12 protein-coding genes and 2 tRNA genes are annotated in these 19,859 nt (G+C 41.4%); 3 read left to right on the plus strand and 11 right to left on the minus strand.

Features of this window, described 5'->3' with window-relative positions:
• The first annotated feature begins 93 nt into the window (after positions 1-93).
• Positions 94-600: a septal ring lytic transglycosylase RlpA family protein gene (locus tag EGI26_RS06260; protein WP_255077116.1), complete on the plus strand. Its 507-nt coding sequence runs from the start codon at positions 94-96 to the stop codon at positions 598-600.
• Between the two features lie 142 nt (positions 601-742).
• Here the strand turns inward: EGI26_RS06260 and EGI26_RS06265 are convergent, their stop codons facing one another.
• The 11 genes from EGI26_RS06265 to EGI26_RS06315 form a co-directional block, all read right to left on the minus strand.
• Positions 743-3,865, minus strand: a complete 3,123-nt coding sequence (locus EGI26_RS06265) for a T9SS type A sorting domain-containing protein (RefSeq protein WP_255077117.1) — start codon at positions 3,863-3,865, stop codon at positions 743-745.
• Entirely contained in the window at positions 3,862-13,683 is a 9,822-nt protein-coding gene (locus EGI26_RS06270) for a 3-coathanger stack domain-containing protein (RefSeq protein WP_255077119.1), read from the minus strand. The genes EGI26_RS06265 and EGI26_RS06270 overlap by 4 nt, the downstream gene beginning before the upstream one ends.
• Before the next feature lie 89 nt (positions 13,684-13,772).
• Positions 13,773-14,081 carry a DUF6916 family protein gene (locus EGI26_RS06275; RefSeq protein WP_255077120.1) on the minus strand — a complete coding sequence of 103 codons (309 nt, stop codon included), beginning with the start codon at positions 14,079-14,081 and terminating at the stop codon, positions 13,773-13,775.
• A complete protein-coding gene (locus tag EGI26_RS06280) occupies positions 14,063-14,563 on the minus strand; it encodes a GNAT family N-acetyltransferase (RefSeq protein WP_255077121.1) in 501 nt (166 codons plus the stop codon). Before EGI26_RS06280 ends, EGI26_RS06275 begins: the two co-directional genes overlap by 19 nt.
• A 33-nt stretch (positions 14,564-14,596) precedes the next feature.
• Positions 14,597-15,115, minus strand: coding sequence for a phage tail protein (locus EGI26_RS06285; RefSeq protein WP_255077123.1), 519 nt, complete (start codon positions 15,113-15,115; stop codon positions 14,597-14,599).
• 62 nt (positions 15,116-15,177) lie between these two features.
• A complete protein-coding gene (locus EGI26_RS06290; RefSeq protein WP_255077126.1) occupies positions 15,178-15,684 on the minus strand; it encodes a phage tail protein in 507 nt (168 codons plus the stop codon).
• A gap of 21 nt (positions 15,685-15,705) precedes the next feature.
• On the minus strand, positions 15,706-16,215 hold the full coding sequence (locus EGI26_RS06295) for a phage tail protein (RefSeq protein ID WP_255077127.1): 510 nt from the start codon (positions 16,213-16,215) through the stop codon (positions 15,706-15,708).
• Positions 16,216-16,220: 5 nt separating this feature from the next.
• Entirely contained in the window at positions 16,221-16,817 is a 597-nt protein-coding gene (locus tag EGI26_RS06300; RefSeq protein WP_255077131.1) for a hypothetical protein, read from the minus strand.
• A 167-nt stretch (positions 16,818-16,984) separates the two neighbouring features.
• A complete protein-coding gene (locus EGI26_RS06305; RefSeq protein WP_255077133.1) occupies positions 16,985-18,064 on the minus strand; it encodes a helix-turn-helix domain-containing protein in 1,080 nt (359 codons plus the stop codon).
• 471 nt (positions 18,065-18,535) lie between these two features.
• Positions 18,536-18,621: transfer RNA gene (locus tag EGI26_RS06310), tRNA-Leu, on the minus strand.
• A 60-nt stretch (positions 18,622-18,681) separates the two neighbouring features.
• Positions 18,682-18,754, minus strand: a tRNA-Gly gene (locus EGI26_RS06315).
• Between the two features lie 148 nt (positions 18,755-18,902).
• Between EGI26_RS06315 and hisIE the strand changes: the two genes are divergently transcribed.
• Together hisIE and EGI26_RS06325 are read left to right on the plus strand one after the other, a co-directional pair.
• On the plus strand, positions 18,903-19,502 hold the full coding sequence (gene hisIE / locus EGI26_RS06320; protein WP_255077136.1) for a bifunctional phosphoribosyl-AMP cyclohydrolase/phosphoribosyl-ATP diphosphatase HisIE: 600 nt from the start codon (positions 18,903-18,905) through the stop codon (positions 19,500-19,502).
• Entirely contained in the window at positions 19,499-19,843 is a 345-nt protein-coding gene (locus tag EGI26_RS06325; protein ID WP_255077138.1) for a phage holin family protein, read from the plus strand. Before hisIE ends, EGI26_RS06325 begins: the two co-directional genes overlap by 4 nt.
• Positions 19,844-19,859: the final 16 nt, after the last annotated feature.

Consider the following 19,859-nt stretch of genomic DNA (forward strand, 5'->3'; position numbering starts at 1 on the left):
ATTGTACTTTTCTAATAAATAAGCTTTTTTTTCTATCTCATTAACACTTCCGAAAAACATAATCCGTTTGTTTTGCATAAAAAATAAGTGCGTATGAATTTTACAAAAACACTTTTTATAATACTTTTTTCTGCTTTAGGTTTTGTGCCTTCATTTTCACAAGGATTAGAATACAAAAAATCGTTTGAAGGCTTAGCATCGTTTTATGGCAAAGAATTTAATGGCAAAACAACTGCAAACGGCGACGTTTTCAGCAATCGCTATTATACATGTGCACATCGCACGCTGCCGTTTGGTACATTAATAGAAATAGAAAATCCTAAAAATGGAAAAAAAGTAATAGTAAAAGTAAACGACCGCGGGCCTTATTGCGGAGAAAGGGTGATAGACCTTTCTAGAGAGGCCGCCAGCAAATTGGGACTAATACACCACGGTGTATCTGATATCAAAGCAAAAATTCTGAAGAAAAGAAAAGGTTTTGATATTATCACTGGCTCTATGACAAACCAAAGCCTTTGGCCATTGCTTACATCACCCCGAAATTTCCAAGGTAGATTCTTTGCGTCGCCTATAAAAAGGAATTATGTAACAAAAATTTAAACCTTGGAGATGTTTCGCTTTTGGGGTTTTATAACCTCAAAAGCAATATTGGCCTAAGACTAAGTTTTTCGCAAACAAAAAAGAGGCTTTAGACATACATCTAAAGCCTCTTAAAATATAAATCATTATAGAAAACTTCCAGCTACTTCACTACCTGTAGTTTAAGAACGTTTCTTGCCCTCGCAGTTATTAGTTCAATGAAGTACAATCCACTTTGAGTCTTTCTCAGGTCTACTCTAATCTGGTTCCTTAAGCCGTCTATCTCTGCGTCTTGTGTTCTTACCAGTCTGCCTTGGCTATCTCTGATGATTACTTTTACCATTGTCTGTGCAGCTGTGTTGCCCATCGAAATATTTACATAATCAGTGGCAGGATTAGGACCAAAACTGATTTTGGCTACTTTAGGCTCTGCTATAAGCAACTCTTCCGTATTTACCTCTGCTTCATCTGTTTTTGCTATAAGGCTATCTTCCTGAGTTGCCGAAGTGGCTGTGTTGCTACAGTCTGTCGGTTGGCCTTTCAGTGTCACATTTGCTCCCGTCTTTATCTTGGTGCCGACTAACAAACCATTGACAATCGTCTTGTTGTCCGCATCTGCGTCTTCTATCGCTATGTTTGCTTGGCTATGCACATAGGCATTCACTTGACTGCCCTTACTTATGCCCACGTTCTTGGCGGCAAATATCTTTACTTTCTCTTGGCTTTCATTTATCGTGATTTCGTCTCCCAGCCTGGTGTAGGTCTTGATGTGTACTTTAGCCGTTTGTCCAAAGTTTAGTTTACCTCCTTTCTTGATTTTCAATGTCTTGAAATACACATCCCCCGTGCCTGTATAGGTCAGCGTGGCATTCTTGCCTATCTTCACTTTGCCATATTCGTTGTCGCTAAAATCGCCCGTCTTACCATTTTTTACCTTCAACTTCTTTTTGCTTGTTTTGGTGTTTTCTTCAAAACTCAATGGTGTCGGGGCTATACCTTTGATTACGTTGGCTGGCGGGGTGTCTGCCGTTAGAAGGTCTGATCTCACAAACACATTGTTAGCTCCATAGGTAGCCTTGCTTATGCTCACTGTTTTTTGTGCTTGGTAGGTTCCTATTCCACCGTATTCTAGGTTTGTCCCATTGATTTCGATACTTTCTGAAGCCAGCATAGCATAAGAACATAGGCAACTGCCCTGCCCATCGGTAATGGTGATACTCGCCGTGGCGGTGGTAGTGTTACCTGAATTGTCGGTCGTGGTTATCATTACGTCATTCTTGCCTACATTGATGCAATTGAAACTCTCTTTGCTCAGTGTAGTCTGTTTTATGCCGCAGTTGTCCGTCGCTTCTGCCACCACTTGGGCAACCGTCAGTTTCAAAAATCCGTCTTTGTCAAGGCTGAAACTTAGGTTGTCTTTTAGTTTCAGTGTGGGCTTGGTGGTTTCGGCTATGCTTATCTGTAGTTTCTTCTCTGCTTTGTTTCCGTTCTTGTCTTCTACTGTATAGGTCACTTCTACTTTGCCTACATTGGTACAGTCAAAGGTTGTTTTCGACAAGGTTTTGCTCTTTATGCCGCAGTTGTCGGTGCTGCCATTGTCTATGTCTTCTACTTTCAGTTGGCCTTTGCCTTGGCCATCCAGCGTTAGTGTAAAGTCTTTGGTGATTATGCTTGGTGCCATGCTGTCTATCACGGTGATGGCCTCTCTTTTTGTCGAGATATTACCGTAATTGTCTCTTGCATAAAAAGTAACACTGTCCTTCCCGATGTTTTCACATGTGAAACTGTTTTTTGAAAAATAAATAGAATCTATCTTACAGTTGTCCGTGCTGCCATTGTTCATCATATCAGGCGTTAAAGTTGCTTTACCATCTTTGCCCAGATATAAATTCACAGGCTTGGTCTTTGCTTCAGGCTTTATGTCGTCTTTTAGGTTTACTGTTGCCACAAAGTTGGAAACATTGCCGTTCTTATCTATGGCCGTTATACCCACATTTTGGCTCTTCACCTCACAGCTTAGCTTTTGTTCTGAAAATGTCACAGACTTAAGTCCGCATGCATCGTAGATATTTAAGCCTGGCGTGTTGATGTCTAACAAGGGCTGCCCTACTTTGTCTAATTTTATGTCTATCGTTTTGGTGGTTGAGTATGGTGCTATTGCATCTATTATCTGCACATTGGCTGTCGCCCTTGATTCGTTGCCTGAGGCATCGGTCGCTATCAGGGTGACGGTATTGATGCCCACGTCTTGGCAGCTAAAAATGGATTTACTCAGTTTCAGCGTATGCGAGCCACACAAATCCCAAGTGCCGTTGTCCATGTTTTTGGGGTCGAGTACCGCATAACCATCAAAATTCAAGTTCATCACCACATTTTTGGCTTTTACATGCGGAGCCGACACATCCTTCACATTTACTCTGCACATGGCGGTGGTGGTGTTGCCGGCCGCATCTCTTGCTGTCACGCTCACCCACTGAAAACCTATATCTCCACAACCAAACTGAGTCTTGTTGATGTCAATACCCGTCACTCCGCAGTTGTCTGTAATACCAGCATTGATATCTGCTAAGGTTAATATACCTACGCCTGATGCACTTAGATTTACTACCGCGTCTTTTAGAAGTACCTTGGGAAGCTCTGTGTCTACCACGGTAAGGGTGTTTACACAACTATTGCTCGCTCCATAAATATCTGTCACTGTGAGTGTAATATTGTGGGTACCCACACCAAAAGGACCAACTGGACTGATGGCATAAGTGATGGCATCTCCATTAGGGTCGCTTGACCCCGCTCCTATTTGGGCTGCCGTTACTGTGGCCATACAGTTGCTTCCTACTGATACTGTAAGTGGGGTGCAAACTGCTATAGGTGGAGCGTTGAGAGCTACTGTGGTAATACCTGAACTTATAGCAGTGTCTATATAAGGAAACAGATTGAAAGGTGAAGGTGGCAATACCACTCTGATGACTTCTATCACTTCCACTTCGTAGGTCTGACCTGAAGCCAAACCTGCAAGTGTATATGTTCTGAGTGTATTGCTGATATTGTCTATCGTGGTGGCTACGCCGCCCACTATCTTATATCTGACCTGATACCTGTTCAAAGTCACTGTAGAACCATTGATACTCACATCCGTCTCTCCCCAGTTGATGGTGATGCTGTTGGTTATTCCGTTCGGCGTGGCAGAGGTGATTGGCGTAAATGAGTAACCTTCCAGCGAAAATAAGAACATTGTCACAAATAAAAGTAGCTTTTTCATGGCTTCTAATGGGTTTAGTTTTTTCATTTCCTTATTTCTTTTGGCAAGTTATCAAAATTGGTATTGAAAGTCGAATTATTACCACAAGGACTCTCTATTTTAGCCGTGAATACTGCCCCTGCTCTCGTCTCAAAACCAGGTAATAGTTGTATTGCATTCCCTGACTTAAATGTCACGTTGGCATTAGGTTCTATTTTGTTCATGGCTATTGTATAGGCCACTGCTGTTTGACTGTAAACTCCACTGATTGGAGTAATATTAACAATATTCAGTGCCTCAGCCGAGCCGGCCATAGACAAAGTAGAGGTTACTGATGTTGCCGTACAACCATTAATGCTCACCACACAGCGGTATTGATAACCATTGTATCCAACTGGCGGAAAGGCTAGGCTTAAACTTGCTGTATTTTCGCCTGAGTATACAGTGCTTGCCACAACCGGTGCAAATCCTGAACCCGTATTTACCTCCCATTGGTAAGTCACTCCTGGAAGATTAGCTTGGACTGTAAATGTGGCATTGTTGCCTTGGCAGATGCTGAGGTTTTGCGGTTGAGTGGTAATTTGAGGCTTCACTTTAATTTCCAAACCTGTCACTGCTACGCTAGCATCTGAACTGCATCCATTTATGGTGCATATTGCTGATATACTATAAGTCCCGATAGCTGTAAGTTCTAAACTTGTTCCTGTAGCTGCTCCTTCAGACCAAGTAATGGTTCCACCTACACAACCACTTGCACTGAGGGTGAGTGTTGAGGGAGAACAAACCACCAGATTGGGAGGAGGGGTAATCGTTGGAGCAGAAGGTTTTGCTTTGATTTCAAGCCCTGTCACTGCTGTGCTGGCTTCAGATGTACAGCCGTTTACAGTACAAGTAGCAGTTATTGAATATGTTCCAACTACTGATAGCACCAAACTTGTGCCTGTAGCAGCTCCTTCAGACCAAGTAATAATTCCACCAGTGCAGCCATTTGCAGTGAGCGTAAGTGTTGAAGGTGAACAAACAGAAAGACTTGGTGGAGGCGAAATGCTTGGTGGCAATGCCTGGTTAATAGTTACTACAGTTGTTGCACTTGCAGAGCATCCACTTGCATTGGTAGCTGTCAATGTATAAGTTCCACTAGCGGCAGTTGTAACACTGCTAATACTTGGATTTTGAGTACTGGCACTGAACGAATTCGGCCCTGTCCAAGCATAAGAGGTCATCCCTGCGGCGGAATTGAAAGTCAAGGTAGTTCCCACGCATTTGGGTGTATCTGAGCTTGGATTCGGAACCGGCAAACTATTGATAATCACAGCTGTCGTTGCGGTAGTGGTACAACCTCCATTTACTGCAACAAGCGTATAGGTACCCCCAGCAGCAGGTGTAACATTCGTAATACTAGGGTTTTGAACAGACGAAGTAAACGAGTTTGGCCCTGTCCAGCTATATGAACTTGCCGTTCCCGAAGATAAATTCAAAGTATTTCCTTCACAAACAGGAGAATTGGAAGATATTGCAACAACTGGATCTACCACTACCTGGGTGGTGGCGGTAGCACTACATGTACCATTGCCATACCCAAGCGTTACGCTATAGGTTGCAGTGGTGGTAGGACTTGCGTTTATGGTACGTGTGGTAGCTCCTCCTGGACTCCAAGCGTATGTATTTGCTGCACTTGCTGTGATTGTTAATGGTGTACCCGCACAAACTGGGCCGTTAGGTGTTACGGTTATGCCTGCTGCTTCCCGAGGTACATCTACTTTTAGACTGTAAGCTGCACAACCCGTTCCAGGGTTTACTTCATGCACCACTACTACGATTGTTCCGTTTGCAGGAATTGTTGCCTCATAAAATGATGTTCCAGGAAATGATGAACCATGGTCTGCTAAGTAATTTGTACCTAAAGATGCAGGATTAAAACTACCAAGATAAGCTGCTGAAAAAATAGAGGTTCCACAATTTGAGGTTAAAGCAATAGTAGCACAAACGGGCACATTTCTTGTATTCGTGATTGTATAACTATCATAGTATCTTGATCCTGTTGTAGTAAAATTACCTTGATATGTCGTTGGTGCAGCACAAGTTGAAGCAACCGCAAAACGATTCATTCTTCCTGTCTGTTGAGCATCACCCGCACCCAGCGAACCATTAAACAAGAAATCTCCAATTTTTACTGCGGTTGTATCAGTAGTCGAACAGTTAAATTGGTTCGTGAGAATTAATCTATAGGCTCCTGATGTTGTAACAACTTGTGTTTGACCAGTACCTCCAAATGCTGTAAACGAATTAGGACTTGCTATCCCTGTTATACTTCTTTGCCAAGCGTATGTAAAATTTGGATCAGCAGGAGCAGAAAGCGTAGTGCTACTACCACCACAAAGCGATGTTCCTGTATCCGTAATTATTGCGACAGGATTTGGATTTACAGTCACAGTAACCGTAATTGGTGTACCTGTACAGGTTGTTCCGGCATTGGTATATGCTGGTGTCACCGTAAATGTGACAGTGATTGGGGAAGAAGTTGTATTTGTGAAATTACCCGAAATATTTCCAGAACCACTCGCAGGAATATTTCCGCCCACGGTACCTACATTATCTCTTGTCCAGTTAAAGACCGTTCCTGCTACAGCACTGATAAACGTAATTCCTTGAGTTTCTTTCAATGTTGCCTTTGGTGCTGCCAGGTCTGACGACGACACTGCTTCTATGGTTTCTATAGCAGAGGCCAATACAATAGGCGTATTAAAGGTAATTCCAGTAATGTTCACTCCCGAGCATACACTTTGACTCGGCGTACTGGCGGTTGCTGAAGGTATCGGATTTACAACAACCGTGGCCGTAATTGGTGTACCATTACAAGTACCGTTTGGAGTAATACTAAATGTTACTGTTATTGGAGAATTGGTAGTATTGGTCAAAGTACCCGAAATATCTCCTGACCCGCTGGAAGCAATACCTGTTACCCCAGTTGTATTGTCTCTTGTCCAAGAATAACTTGTTCCAGTTCCGGTAATTGCTATCATGGTAATTGCTCCACCACTACAAACGGTTTGTGTGGTAGGAGTTGCTGAGGCCGTGGCTAAAGCATTCACTGTGGCCGTAACCGATGCCGAAGCTGTACATCCATTTGCATTGGTCACCGTTACAGTATAAGTACCGCTTGCTGCAAGTGTAGCATTAGAAATACTTGGATTTTGCGAGCCTGAGGTAAATGAATTTGGCCCTACCCAAGCATAATTTGTCATTTCTGCCAAAGAACTAAACGTCAGGGTTTCTCCTACACATTTTGGCGAATCTGAGTTTGGATTTGGCAATAATGGGGCCTTGATTTCTAAGCCTGTCACTGCTGTACTGGCATTTGAAGTACAACCGCTAATAGTACAAGTGGCCGTTATAGAATAGGTTCCAACCGTTGAGAGCACCAGACTTGTACCTGTAGCTGCACCTTGAGACCATGTAATGGTTCCGCTTTCACATCCACTTGCATTAAGTGTAAGTGTTGACGGCGAACATACTATAAGGTTAGCAGGTGGAGTAATAGTTGGAGGCGACGGAACGCTATATACACTCAATGAATTTGATGTGGCCGTGCGACCACTAGCACAATTGGTCGTCTCACAAGCAGCATAAAAAGATTGGCCTGTACCCAAGCCTGGTGTATATACAAACGAACTGCCAGTGCCCAAAGAGCTTGTTCCGCTTGCAGAACTGTACCAAGTAACCGTACCAGAAGCACATGTGGCAGAAAGTGTAACATTAGTACCTACACACACACTCGTAGTACTTACAGACACCGCCGAAGGTTTTACATTGTCAAATGTGAAAGGAACCACAAATGTGCAAGTTCCATCTGTTACTTGGGCATAGAGGGTCTGAGTACCCGTTGGAATAGTATTGTTCGCAGTGAATTTATTCCCTACCGCAGTATATGTCCCGGCCGAGGTAGTTGCTCCTGCATCTGTAAAAATTCCACTTACTGTATAATTGTTAGTACCTCCCAATGTAAATATCGGGCAAGCATTCGTAATCACCATTTTATTATTGGTAATACCCGAAACTGCATTTGCCTTTAAAACTCCGCTGTTTGTAAATGTACCAGTATTGGCAAAACTATAAGTGCTTGGCATTTGAATTAACCCAGCGTTGGTGGTTATACCTCCATTGGTATAGATACCGCTTGCCATAAGTATTTTACCACAAGCATTGTTGGTAATGGTATTACCTGTAGGGTTTTCAATTCCAGTTCCCGAATTTATGTTTACAGTACCTGTGTTGGTGAAGTTCGTGGTTCCTAAAAACTTAAACGCCAAAACTGTACCGTCATAATTTATAGTTCCTGCATTGTTGAAGTTTACAACGTCGGATGGCAAAGCAATTTCAACACCAATGCCACCAACTATGTTTATAATACCGTTCAAACTATTGGTAATAGTTGCAGGTGTTGATACTGAGCCAACACCAATAGCCTCATCTGAACTATTAATTTTAATAGTTCCATTATTTGTCAAAACAGCATCCGTTGCCTGAAGGTAAATATATGCTGGAATTGCAGTGTTTGTTTCCGATTCAATATTTATAGTTCCGTTGTTGACCACCGTACCTCCAGCAATTGTAAAACCCTTGTTTAATCCACCGTCGCCTCTTACATTTAGAGTTCTCCCACTGTTGATTGTTAGAAGTGCCGCAGCCTGAATTTCGATTGATTTAACATCAGGAATAGAAGCTGAAATGACTGGCTTGTTAATCGTATTAGGAATAATAACTTTCCCGCTGGTGAGGTCTGGCACCCAAGCCGGGCTCCAGTTACAAGCCGTACTCCAATCGTTACTCAAAAGTCCCGTCCAAGTAATGTTTACATTGCCAGGTGAAGAAGCCAATGGCGTACATAAATTTACAGATACCGAAACATTTGCACTTGCATCACTCACACAGGTATTTGCTCCTGTACATTTTGCATAAAAATTATACGTTCCTTGAGCCGTGAAATTAGGCTGATTGTTAGGCGAAGGTACAGCCACATTATCTGTGGCATTGTACCAAGTAATTGTTCCACCCACACATCCAGTTGCTGAAAGCGTTGATGAACCTATAGTAGTTCTACTAGATGGTGTAGCGGTTGGGCTTGTTGGTGCTGGGGTTGAATTGACGGTGACGTTTCCTGTGATATTGGTCGAGCTACATCCAGAGGCGTTCTTTACTGTTAAAGTGTAGGCATACGAGCTTCCGGTTGCTCCACCTACATCACTTATATTGACTGTAATAGGAGATGCTGGCAAAGTGGCATCCGTTACGCTAGTAATTCCTGTGCCAGAAATAGAATAGGTAGTAGGCGTACCTGTAGTGGCCGTATAAGGTATTGTAAATGATGTTGCACCGGCACATATCGCAGGGCTAGCACTTTTCGTAAGAGTAGGCAAAGCATTTACAGTTACGCTGCCGTTTATATTGCTCGAAGTACATCCATTAGCATTTTTTACAGTTAAGATATATGAAATACTTGACCCCGATGCTCCACTACTTAAGTTAACGGTTATTGGCGTAGCAGATAAAGCCCCATCCGTAACTGTCGTTATTCCAGTGCCTGAAATGGAATAGGTGATAGGAGTACCTGAAGTAGCTGTGTAAGGTATCGTAAACGAGGTGGCTCCCGCACAAATAGATGGACTGGCACTTTGGGTCAATGTGGGCAAAGGATTTACCGTTACGCTTCCAGTTACATTGCTCGATGTACAACCACCTGCATTGCTTACTGTAAGTGTATATGAAATCGATGAGCCACTTGCACCAGTACTTAAATTTACTACAATCGGGCTTGAGGTTAATGCACCATTCGTGACGGTTGTAATGCCAGTTCCTGAAATTGAGTAACTAGTAGGCGTACCTGTAGTAGCTGTATAAGGAATCGCAAATGAAGTTGCACCTATACAAATGGCCGTGCTGGCACCAGTAGTAATGGTTGGAATAGGATTTACTGTTACACTTCCAGTTACATTACCCGACACACAGTCATTGGCGTTTTTAACTGTCAAGGTATAAGAATATGAACTTCCAGATGCCGCACTGCTCAAATTAACCGTTATAGGTGTTGCAGGTAATGCTGCATCGGTTACGGTAGTTATACCCGTACCCGAAATAGAGTAAGTGGTGGGTGTACCGGTTGTAGCAGTATAAGGTATTGTAAATGACACTGCTCCCACACATATAGCAGGGCTGGCACTTACTGTAATGGTAGGCAAAGGATTGACTGTTATCAAACCAGTGTTGGTTCCCGTACTTTCACAACCTCCCACTAGGCATTTTGCAATATAGGTAGTGTTTACCGTAGGCGAACGAGAGAAATTAGCACCAGAGGCTGAATTGCCCAACAATGTGCTTGGGGCCGCCACGGTATACCAATTTACACTTCCTGAGGCACAAGTAGCGGCTAAATTTAGGGAATTTCCAATACAAATATTTGTAGCACTACTTGGTGTAACTGCAGTTGGCACTGGTATCACCACATTGGTTGTTGTGGTATTGCTATTCACCGTGGCAAAATTACTGCCCGAAACACTCGCTTGGTTGGTTATGGCACAAGTAGATGGCGTATTGCTAATTGTTGCACTAAAAGTGACTGTCATATTTTTTCCTGCCGGAATATTGAATCCTGACCCTGTCCCATTCACTGTAACCGTTTCACCAGATTGAGAAGACGCTATAGAATTTTGAGATTCAAAATCCGAATAAGCATCTACATTATCTGTCACTCCAACTTCTTCAACAGAAGTATTATCCTCTTTGATTTTACTTACAATCAATTCTGAAGAGTTTTCATTTTGAGTATTTTGTTTTATTTCAGCCAAGGCCTCAGTGCTTTTATCTGAGTTTACATCATCTGCTTGAGCCATTAGTCTTGCAGCAGCGGTGTTTGTAGGCGTTAGGCATGTAAATACTCCAGATAATGTAACCGTACCACCCCCGCCAGCATCTATCGCTGTTAAACCACCAGCCGGATTCGGCGTTGTCCAAGCTCCTGGCAATGCTCCATAATTTCCTTGTATTTTTACTGTAGCCCTGGTTGCAGGAATTGCCAACACATAAGAACTAACTTCAAAGTTAGCAGCCACTGGTACTCCATTTGAGACATTTCCACTTGTGTTGGCACAAGTCACCATGTTGCCACTGGAGGCTCCAACATTGTTGGAAGTTAGTCCATAATGAGCATAAGCAGATCCTCCAGCAATCATGTTTACATTATTATTCTGAATCGTGGCGTCCATTGTACCATCCGCACCATTGGTATTGTTATCGTTGGTTTCTGCTTGTATGCCATAATTACCCGCATTATTAACAGTATTGTTCTTAATCTCAGTTACATGTTTTACACGGCCATAAGCTGCCACATAAATTCCCATACCAGAAGTAGCCACTATAGCATTGGCTATACTGGTGGTATTGTTGTTTATCCTACCCGTAAACTGCCCGCCAGTTCCTTGTCCACCAATATTTATAGGAAAATACCCATTGAAACTCGTCTGTATAGTATTGTTTATCACATTATAGTTTACAGTAGGAGAGCCAGTATTGCTAGCACTTTGAATGTATAGACCATCGCTACCAGGGCTAACGGTTTTAGCAGTTATAGTATTTCCATCTGAAAGACTCGGACCGCCCACTTGTACATTAATCGTAGCAGCACCCCCAGCCAAAATATCCAAACCTCTTGTAGTTGGATTCGAAAAAGTATTGCTTTTAAAAACCATCGTACTATTGGCATTATCAATACTCTCAAATAGAAAATTGGAAGCTCCATTGGCTGTTGAAAAAGTAGAGCTTGTAACATTCAAAGCTGTAAGTAAAGTAGAGCCTGTATTTCTAATAAATACATTTCTTCCACCAGATGTAGAGACTGTGGTTCCAGAAATAGCACATGTACCTGACAAATTCATCGCTACAATACCCGCTTCTTCTATAACACCAGAAGTTCCACAATTGGTAAAGGAGCTATTAGTAACCGTTACATTCGAGCAAGTACTTAGGTTTAAGCCTACCTGAGTTGTTGTACCCGAAACCACCACATTATTGAGCGTTAAACCAGCAACACTTATTGCATTGATGGCTGCATTTGCTGCTGTATTGCTCGAACCCGTCAACGTACCATCTGCCGTATTGGCATTGGTAAAATTCATATTTTTAAGGGTAATGTTTGAGGCATTGTTTATGTTAATCCCCTTTGCTGATATATTGGATATAGTACCACCTGACCCAGCGGTAGTTCCTATTCCGTTAACAGTAAATGACCCAGTTGTATTTTGAATCAAAAGACCATTTGTTGAGCCAGAGGCTGTATAACTATCCAAAACCATACTCAGATTCTCCAAGTTTGCTGAGGATATATTTCCAATAGCTCCGCCTATTGCACCAGATGATAAAATTGTTCCACTCGTACAAGTTAAACTACCTTTAAATGTGGTTTGTATTGCCTGCTGACTAGCATCTGGAGATATATCAAAATCTGCAAAGGTCATAGTAGAACTACTTGCGGAGCTGCTTGTATTTATAAATCCAACATTTCCAGAGCCAGCAATATTCGTATTCCCAAAATTCGCAGTTAGTGCGGCATTACCATATATTTCAATGCCCTGGCTTGTGGGATTTGTAATGGTCGTACCGCCTGTAGACGTCAGCGTACCCGCCACAGTATTCAATTCAACACCTTCGTCTGCCGAATTGGTCGAACTAATGCTCAAAAAAGTAGCTGCCAATGTTCCTGTATTTAAGTCTAAGGCTTGGCCGTTTCCATCTAATGTTACTTCACTTACCGTAAGTGTACCAAAAGATGAGCCTATAATGTCTTTCGTACTCACTCCCATACCAAAACCCCTTAATGTGTTTCCCGAATTCAAGGTAATTGTATTTCCACTACTCGTCAGATTAGGACTTGTTCCACCCGTGGCAGGCAATGCTGGATTTGAGAAGGAAGGGACTGTAACACCAGCAAAACTTGCCAATGACGTTGTTGCTCCTTGCCCCAGTATTTTCTGCCCTGCTTTTAATGTAGCAGCACCTGTGTATGTTCCCGCATACACAAAAACAGTCTGGTTTGCAGCTGGATTGGCAACTCCAGAAAGAGCATTTGAAGTAGCAAAATCAGACCAATCTTTAAATGGGCTTGCCAATGTTCCTGTGCCGTTGGAGGCTGCTGCTATATTCACAAACCATATCGGAGCAGACACATTTATAGTGACAGTAGCTGTTCGTGCAAAGTGCGTATTCGACATGGTATAGCCAAAAGTGGTGGCCCCACTAAAACCCGCATTTGGTACAAAGGTGAAACTACCATCTGGGTTCAGTGTAACTGTTCCTTGAGTTCCTGCTGTGTTTACAGCAGTTGTTGTCATATTCGTGTTTACTGGATTGATGTCATTGGCCAAAACACCGCTTACAGTTGGTACATTTATACCAACGTTTCCTATGCAATCATAGGATTCGTCTACAGCAATAGGACTAGCTTTAAGACTTCCCGCCACTAAGGTTAAGTCACCACTTAAAACATCCGTAAAAGTAACTCCAGTAGCATCTGTACCATTATTGGTTACAAGCACAGAATAATTCAACTGGCCACCCAGCACAGCATTTCCTCCACCTTCTACACTTACTGATTTAACAACAGTCATGCTGGGAACCAACATATTCATAATGCTGTTCTCAGGGGCTATATACTTCAAAACCAACGGCCCACGCTTTTTAAGTGGAATAGGCTTTGGCACAGTTAAGTTCTTTTTTTTGTAACTATCTATTGAATAATTTTCTTCATCAATTTTGCTTAATGAAAATCCAACAAAGAGAACTCCAATAGTAAGAAATGTTAGATAGAATTGCCTCATAGTGAGAATTATTTAAAATTACAGGTTAATTTTTTTGTATAAGTAGATTTATGGTCTTTCAATAAGCATCATCTGCTATATCGTTTATTTTATGAAAATATAGCTTCATACTTCATCCCTACCGAATCAAAACCTTTGGGTGTCATAAAAACAGGAAAATCTCCTTTTTGGGGATGAAAAACGATGAATGTGGCTTGCGGATAATATTCGTTTTTTTGTTCAGTACGAAATACTAGTAAAAAAGGCTTACGCTCCAAAGGCGAGTAACCACTCAACTCCTGTATTTCTATCAATTCAGCCGATAAAGTCACATGGTCTTCAAACTTAATATCAAACCTCCTGTTGAGGTGTTCAGTAAAATCATTTACTGTCAGCTCACTTAATTCTTGTAATTCCATTCTAATAAATGATATACTCCGTTCGTTTCTGAAATTTTCTTAAAGCCCAGTTTTTGGTACAATTTCATGGCGGGGTTAAAACTCTCCACATGAATCGTCACGTTCTGTTGAATCTCCTTCGCTCTTTCAAAAATTCCTTTTAGAATGATCGTCCCAAATCCTTTTTTCTGGAATTTCGGTAAGAGAGCAATGTCTATGATTCTGATTGTTGAATCAAAACCTTCATTATAATACAGCCGTCCTATTTTTTCTGATGCTTTTTCAATCACAAAAAACTCAGCACCTACATAATTCTTGAGATAATACTCATGCTGGGCTTCAAATTGATGTGTCAAAAAAGACACTTTCATTTCATTAGTCCAATCATTAACTTGCTGAAGTTCTTTTTCTCTTGTACTAAAATATACTTCCTTCAAAAAATCTATATCAGAGGCTGAAAACAACCTCAACCTTATCAAATCATCTTCGATTTCTATAGACATACCTTAAACTTTCATTTCTTAAAACATTGTTCATTAACCTCTAGGTGGAAAAACCCCTTGCAAAGCAATATTAAAATAAAAAGTCAGATATGGCATCATATTGTTGTGTGGCTGGTCCCCTCCAGCAGGTGCCAAGGCATTGCTATGCATCGCAACAGGAGTCACAGTGCCAGTATATATAGGTATTGGATTACCCCTTCCTGGTGATGTTGCTATTGGGGTGATAACTTGTGAATTGATAGCAGCCACAGAAACCGAATGACTGTGGGAAGGTATTTCAGATTGCAACAGCGACACCGTCTCGCTACCTCCTGTCTCTCCCAAATCATGCAATGAAAGACCAGGCCCTTGGCCTGGATGCATAGGAGCCCTTCCCTGCAAATCAGGCAGTGCAAAATTAGACTTTCCATCGCCGCCATAAGTGGTGCCAAGCAAGGAAAACAAAGCCGTATTTTGCGAAATAGGCATAAGCTGTCCATCACACCAAGCCCAGCTTCGGGGAGCAAAATTGAAAGGGAATATTCTTATTTCAGCAACAAATGGTTCTGCCATATTATCAATAATTTAAATTCATCAAAAAACAACCAACATTTTATAAAGCCTATTAATATCTATTATGTAGGTGAAGGGAAAATCCCAAACAAAGAAATGATAAAATCGACACAGAGATAAGGTTGAAAATTGGTATGGGGCTGGCTTCCTCCCGTTGGATTCATTGCCGTAGGCGGCAGTACCACCGTTGGAGTTGCAGTTGAATACACTTTTTGTCCAACAGCCGTGGGCGAGAACAATGCATTGGCAGGTGAAGGCGAATTCGCTGGGTCATTAGATGCCAATATGGGATGGCTGTGGGCTGGAATTTGACTAACGGTAAGGGTAATTTCTTCTGCTCCTCCTGTCTCAGCCAATATATAGCCATTTCCAAAGTGTATTGGAAGCCTACCTCGCAAATCAGGCAGGGCAAACGTACTTTGCCCATCGCCACCATAAGTAGTACCTATCAAATTAAAAAGTGTTTCATTCTCAGAGATAGGAAGCAGTTGTCCCTCACAGAACATCCATCCAGCTGGAGCAAAATTTCCAGCAAACATTCTTATTTCTCCTACGTAAGGCTGAGCCATATCGTTATTTTTTTGTAAAAGTTAATTCGGTGAAGGAAAAATCCCTTGTAAAGCAATCGAAAAATTTAGGCCCAAAAATGGTTGCATGTTAAGGTGTGCCTGGCTCCCTCCAATATTACCAATCATCCCAGCTGACATAGCTCCCATATTTGCTGCTCCACTATTATATACTTGCGTCGGAGCCGTATTGCCCCATACAGTGCTAGTGGTAGGTATATTGGTGCTTACAACAGCCGAAGACCCATTCAGTATATGCGTATGGGTAGGCAGCTCAGCTATGCTAAGTGTATGAGCAGACTCCCCACCTCGTTCGCCCAAGGTATGTCCTGAGCCTACATGAATAGGACTTCTTCCCCTTAGGTCTGGCAAAGCAAAATTCACTCGTCCATCTCCGCCAAAAGTAGTCCCAAGCAATGAGAAAAGGCCTTGATTCTGATTAATAGGCAACAATTGCCCATTGCATAATGCCCAACCTCTAGGAGCAAAATTAAAGGACATGATTCTTATTTCTGAAAGAAACGGTTCTGCCATACTGATTATATTTTAAATGTTTTCTCGAATTCTTGAAAGTCTTCAAACTTAACAGTCCCGTGCTTGATTCTACAAGACACGACATTTTCCTTCACCTGAGTCATAAAAGAATAGGAATATTTACTATTCAAGTAAGGATTGGAGACACCATCTATCTTTCTGTCTGTAGGTAGCAGTTCTGCCACTAACTGTGCATCAAATTTTGATTTTTCAACAAAGCTCAAAAAACTATCCATTTCATAGTTATTCCATACACCTACGTAGCTCCAATCACTATTTTTTGAAAACAGCAAAAAGCTTTGCTCTACCGTTTTGCCCGATGCTTGCAGTTCTATGGGATAGATTGCATAGGTTTTGTTATCGTTCATCAAGCAGCCATCAAAACTGCTTTTGTAGCCCAGCTTTTGGAAGGAATCCATCTTTTCCCTAAAAACAACTTTGAGTTCCTTTTGAAAAAAATGCTTCTTGAGCTTACATATCTCTTTTAGCTTTGAGATGGCTTGGTTTGACTGAGAATAAGACGAAAACAAACTGGTTTTGCCTATTGCTTGGTGCGTAAGCAACACAGCGGCTGCTACGAATCCTCTTCTATTTATTTTCATGACTATTGGGTTAAGAAAAACTGGAACACCGCTATCCATATTTATTACCTGACTTTGAATAGCTGATTTCAGTTATACAAAACTATACAAATTGCTGAGCGAACAGATAGCCCGATAAGACAAATCAATAGCCCGATAAGAAAAAAACACCATCGCAAACAAGAGCACTATCGACTCCTATCCACTTCAGAAGGCAGCATTTTGTGAACTTTCTTAAAGGCCAACGAAAATTTACTTGCATTTTCGTATCCAAAATAGGAAGAAACATTTTTTATCTGCACTTGTTCTTCTTTAAGCATCACCAAGGCCAATTCCATCTGCTTTGTTCTAAAATACTGATAAACAGATTGACCAAATACTTTTTTAAAATTTACTTTGAGCTTAGAGGGCGACACATTCGCCATATCGGCCAAAAAATCTATCCCAGGAAAATGATTCGTTAAGTTTTGAACCAAATATTTCTCAATTTTCCACACCGGCTCATCATTGCTTACCAAAACACCCTTCGATTCTTCGGGCTTTTTTTCTTCTTCATATACTTTTGAAAAGAAAATAGTTAAAATTTCTAAAGCTTGAATTTTAACTTTCAGCTTACTGAAGGCCTGGTGTGTGTCACCCGAAAGGCTCTTCCAAATATCCAAGGCGTGTGGCTGTGCATCGTTCATCAGACCCTCCCAAGTCAAATAACCCGGTTCGGTATTTAATATTTTTTGAAACAATAATTTTGAGGGCGGCTCTTTATCTAAAAAATTAGTCTCAATCCATTTTCTGTTAAATGAAAAATTAAAAAACAATCCCTTGGTACCTTTGGCGTGAAAAGCATCAATAGGGATGCCCGGCTTATACATAGCCCAACTGTTATTCCTCAGTTCCATATTGTTTATCTTCATATCCAGCTTTGGCGTCACTGGATTGTCATAAATCGAAAAAGCCAAAAAATAATAGTCAGAGCCATAGTCATCATATACAGCCTTTGTGTGTACATTCACTTTAAACTCCAGCTCCGAGACAATCAACCAAAGGCCCTCTTCTATTTCCTGATACCTAAGTTGCCCTTCGGTAAACGGCGTTTTAGAATACATCACCTGGTGGTCTGTATCGTGGCTCACAAAAGGCATATTCTTTAAACTCTCCACCATAAGCTGAGGAGTATTGGTAAGATAGGGCAACACGAAATATCCGTCTTTATAATAAAAGAAGTACTTCTCAAATTTCTTAATCCACTTTATAACACGCTTGAGCGGCATTCCAATTGTAAATGTAAATTCATGGCAAATTTTAAATCTAGTGTATGGACGTAGATGAGCTATGATGGACTAAACCATCAAACGAAACAAGAAGTGGAATGTAGGAAGCTTTATTTAAGATTATGGTGGTGCTAAAGTAATACCAATTTACATTTTATTCAAAAAGAGAGTAAAAAATTTGATCGATTGATTCGATTTATGATTGATTCGATTTACGATTGGATCGATTTACGATTTATTCGATTGACGATTTATTCGATTGACGATTGGATCGATTGACGATTGAATCGATTGTAGATTGAATCGATTGTAGATTTTTGATTTTACAAAAAAAGGCCTTAAAACCGAAGCTTTAAGACCTTATGTACCGGGGACGGGACAGCGACGGCTGCCGATCGCCACCGTACGAGCAACAATACTCAAGTTAAAAAAACAAAAAAGGCCTTAGAAATTAATCTAAGACCTTCCGAGTACCGGGGACGGGAATCGAACCCGTACGAGCGATAAGGCTCACAGGATTTTAAGTCCTGCGTGTCTACCAGTTCCACCACCCCGGCGGGTGATATGCCCTAAGAAACAAAAAAGTCCCCATTTTCATAGGAACTTTTTATCTCTTGAGCGAAAGACGGGTCTCGAACCCGCGACCTTAACCTTGGCAAGGTTACGCTCTACCAACTGAGCTACTTTCGCTTTTAAAGAACCTCTTTCGTTCAATGTGGGTGCAAAGATAAGGGGTCTTTTTATATTTGTCAAGCCTTCTTTGAAAAAAAATATAATAATTTTAGAATACCACACACAATTAATTAGTACTTAGTATTTTTGCACAATTATTATTTTTATGAATAGACAAGCAGATTTTTCTAAAGGACTCCTTCCGGCCATTATCCAAGACTTTTACACAGGCAAAGTACTCATGCAAGGTTATATGAATGCCGAGGCCCTTGAAAAAACCATTAGCCAAGGCAAGGTGACTTTTTACAGCCGCTCCAAAGAAAGACTATGGACCAAAGGCGAAAGCTCAAACAATTTCCTCAACTATAAAGAGCATCAAGTAGATTGCGACGGAGATTCCATACTCATTAAAGCATTGCCCGATGGCCCCACTTGCCATACCGGCCACGATACCTGTTGGAATGAAACAAACAGCGGCAAGGTCATGTTTATTCAGCAACTAACCGAAATTATAAAGGACAGAAAAAACAATCCTACAGAGGCTTCTTACACTGCATCTTTGTTTAAAAAAGGAATCAACAAAATAGCACAAAAAGTAGGCGAAGAAGCCGTAGAATTGGTCATTGAAGCCAAAGACGATAACAAAGACCTGTTTCTGGGCGAAGCCGCAGATTTACTTTTCCATTATTTAATATTATTGGAAGCCAAAGAAATTAGCCTCGACGAAGTACTCAACGTATTAATAACTAGACATCAATCGAAATGACAAATTACATTGTAAGACTATTGCTTTGCGGCCTAATCATCCTGATTTTGCCCAATTACCTCAAAGGTATCAACGTAGATGGTTACACTACGGCTATAATAGTGGCATTGGTAATGAGTATCCTAAACACTTTTGTGAGACCCATTCTCAGCCTCATTTCTTTACCGATTACTTTTTTAACCTTGGGCTTGTTCTCCTTGGTTATTAGCGTGTGTATCGTTTATTTGTGCGACTACCTCGTGGATGGTTTCAAAGTGGAAGGATTCTTGCCACCGCTTATCTTGAGTTTTATCTTATCTATCGCCAATGGTATAGTTGGGGTGTTTCAGAAGGATAAGTGAGGTTGTTATTGGTTAT

The organism is Lacihabitans sp. CCS-44 (assembly GCF_024343735.1).
Taxonomy (GTDB): domain Bacteria; phylum Bacteroidota; class Bacteroidia; order Cytophagales; family Spirosomataceae; genus Leadbetterella.

What these genes read in the sequence shown, in the direction of transcription:
- EGI26_RS06260 (WP_255077116.1), top strand. Translation starts at nt 94, where the DNA reads ATGAATTTTACAAAAACACTTTTTATAATACTTTTTTCTGCTTTAGGT.
- EGI26_RS06265 (WP_255077117.1), bottom strand. Translation starts at nt 3,865, where the DNA reads ATGAAAAAACTAAACCCATTAGAAGCCATGAAAAAGCTACTTTTATTT.
- EGI26_RS06270 (WP_255077119.1), bottom strand. Translation starts at nt 13,683, where the DNA reads ATGAGGCAATTCTATCTAACATTTCTTACTATTGGAGTTCTCTTTGTT.
- EGI26_RS06275 (WP_255077120.1), bottom strand. Translation starts at nt 14,081, where the DNA reads ATGGAATTACAAGAATTAAGTGAGCTGACAGTAAATGATTTTACTGAA.
- EGI26_RS06280 (WP_255077121.1), bottom strand. Translation starts at nt 14,563, where the DNA reads ATGTCTATAGAAATCGAAGATGATTTGATAAGGTTGAGGTTGTTTTCA.
- EGI26_RS06285 (WP_255077123.1), bottom strand. Translation starts at nt 15,115, where the DNA reads ATGGCAGAACCATTTGTTGCTGAAATAAGAATATTCCCTTTCAATTTT.
- EGI26_RS06290 (WP_255077126.1), bottom strand. Translation starts at nt 15,684, where the DNA reads ATGGCTCAGCCTTACGTAGGAGAAATAAGAATGTTTGCTGGAAATTTT.
- EGI26_RS06295 (WP_255077127.1), bottom strand. Translation starts at nt 16,215, where the DNA reads ATGGCAGAACCGTTTCTTTCAGAAATAAGAATCATGTCCTTTAATTTT.
- EGI26_RS06300 (WP_255077131.1), bottom strand. Translation starts at nt 16,817, where the DNA reads ATGAAAATAAATAGAAGAGGATTCGTAGCAGCCGCTGTGTTGCTTACG.
- EGI26_RS06305 (WP_255077133.1), bottom strand. Translation starts at nt 18,064, where the DNA reads ATGCCGCTCAAGCGTGTTATAAAGTGGATTAAGAAATTTGAGAAGTAC.
- hisIE (WP_255077136.1), top strand. Translation starts at nt 18,903, where the DNA reads ATGAATAGACAAGCAGATTTTTCTAAAGGACTCCTTCCGGCCATTATC.
- EGI26_RS06325 (WP_255077138.1), top strand. Translation starts at nt 19,499, where the DNA reads ATGACAAATTACATTGTAAGACTATTGCTTTGCGGCCTAATCATCCTG.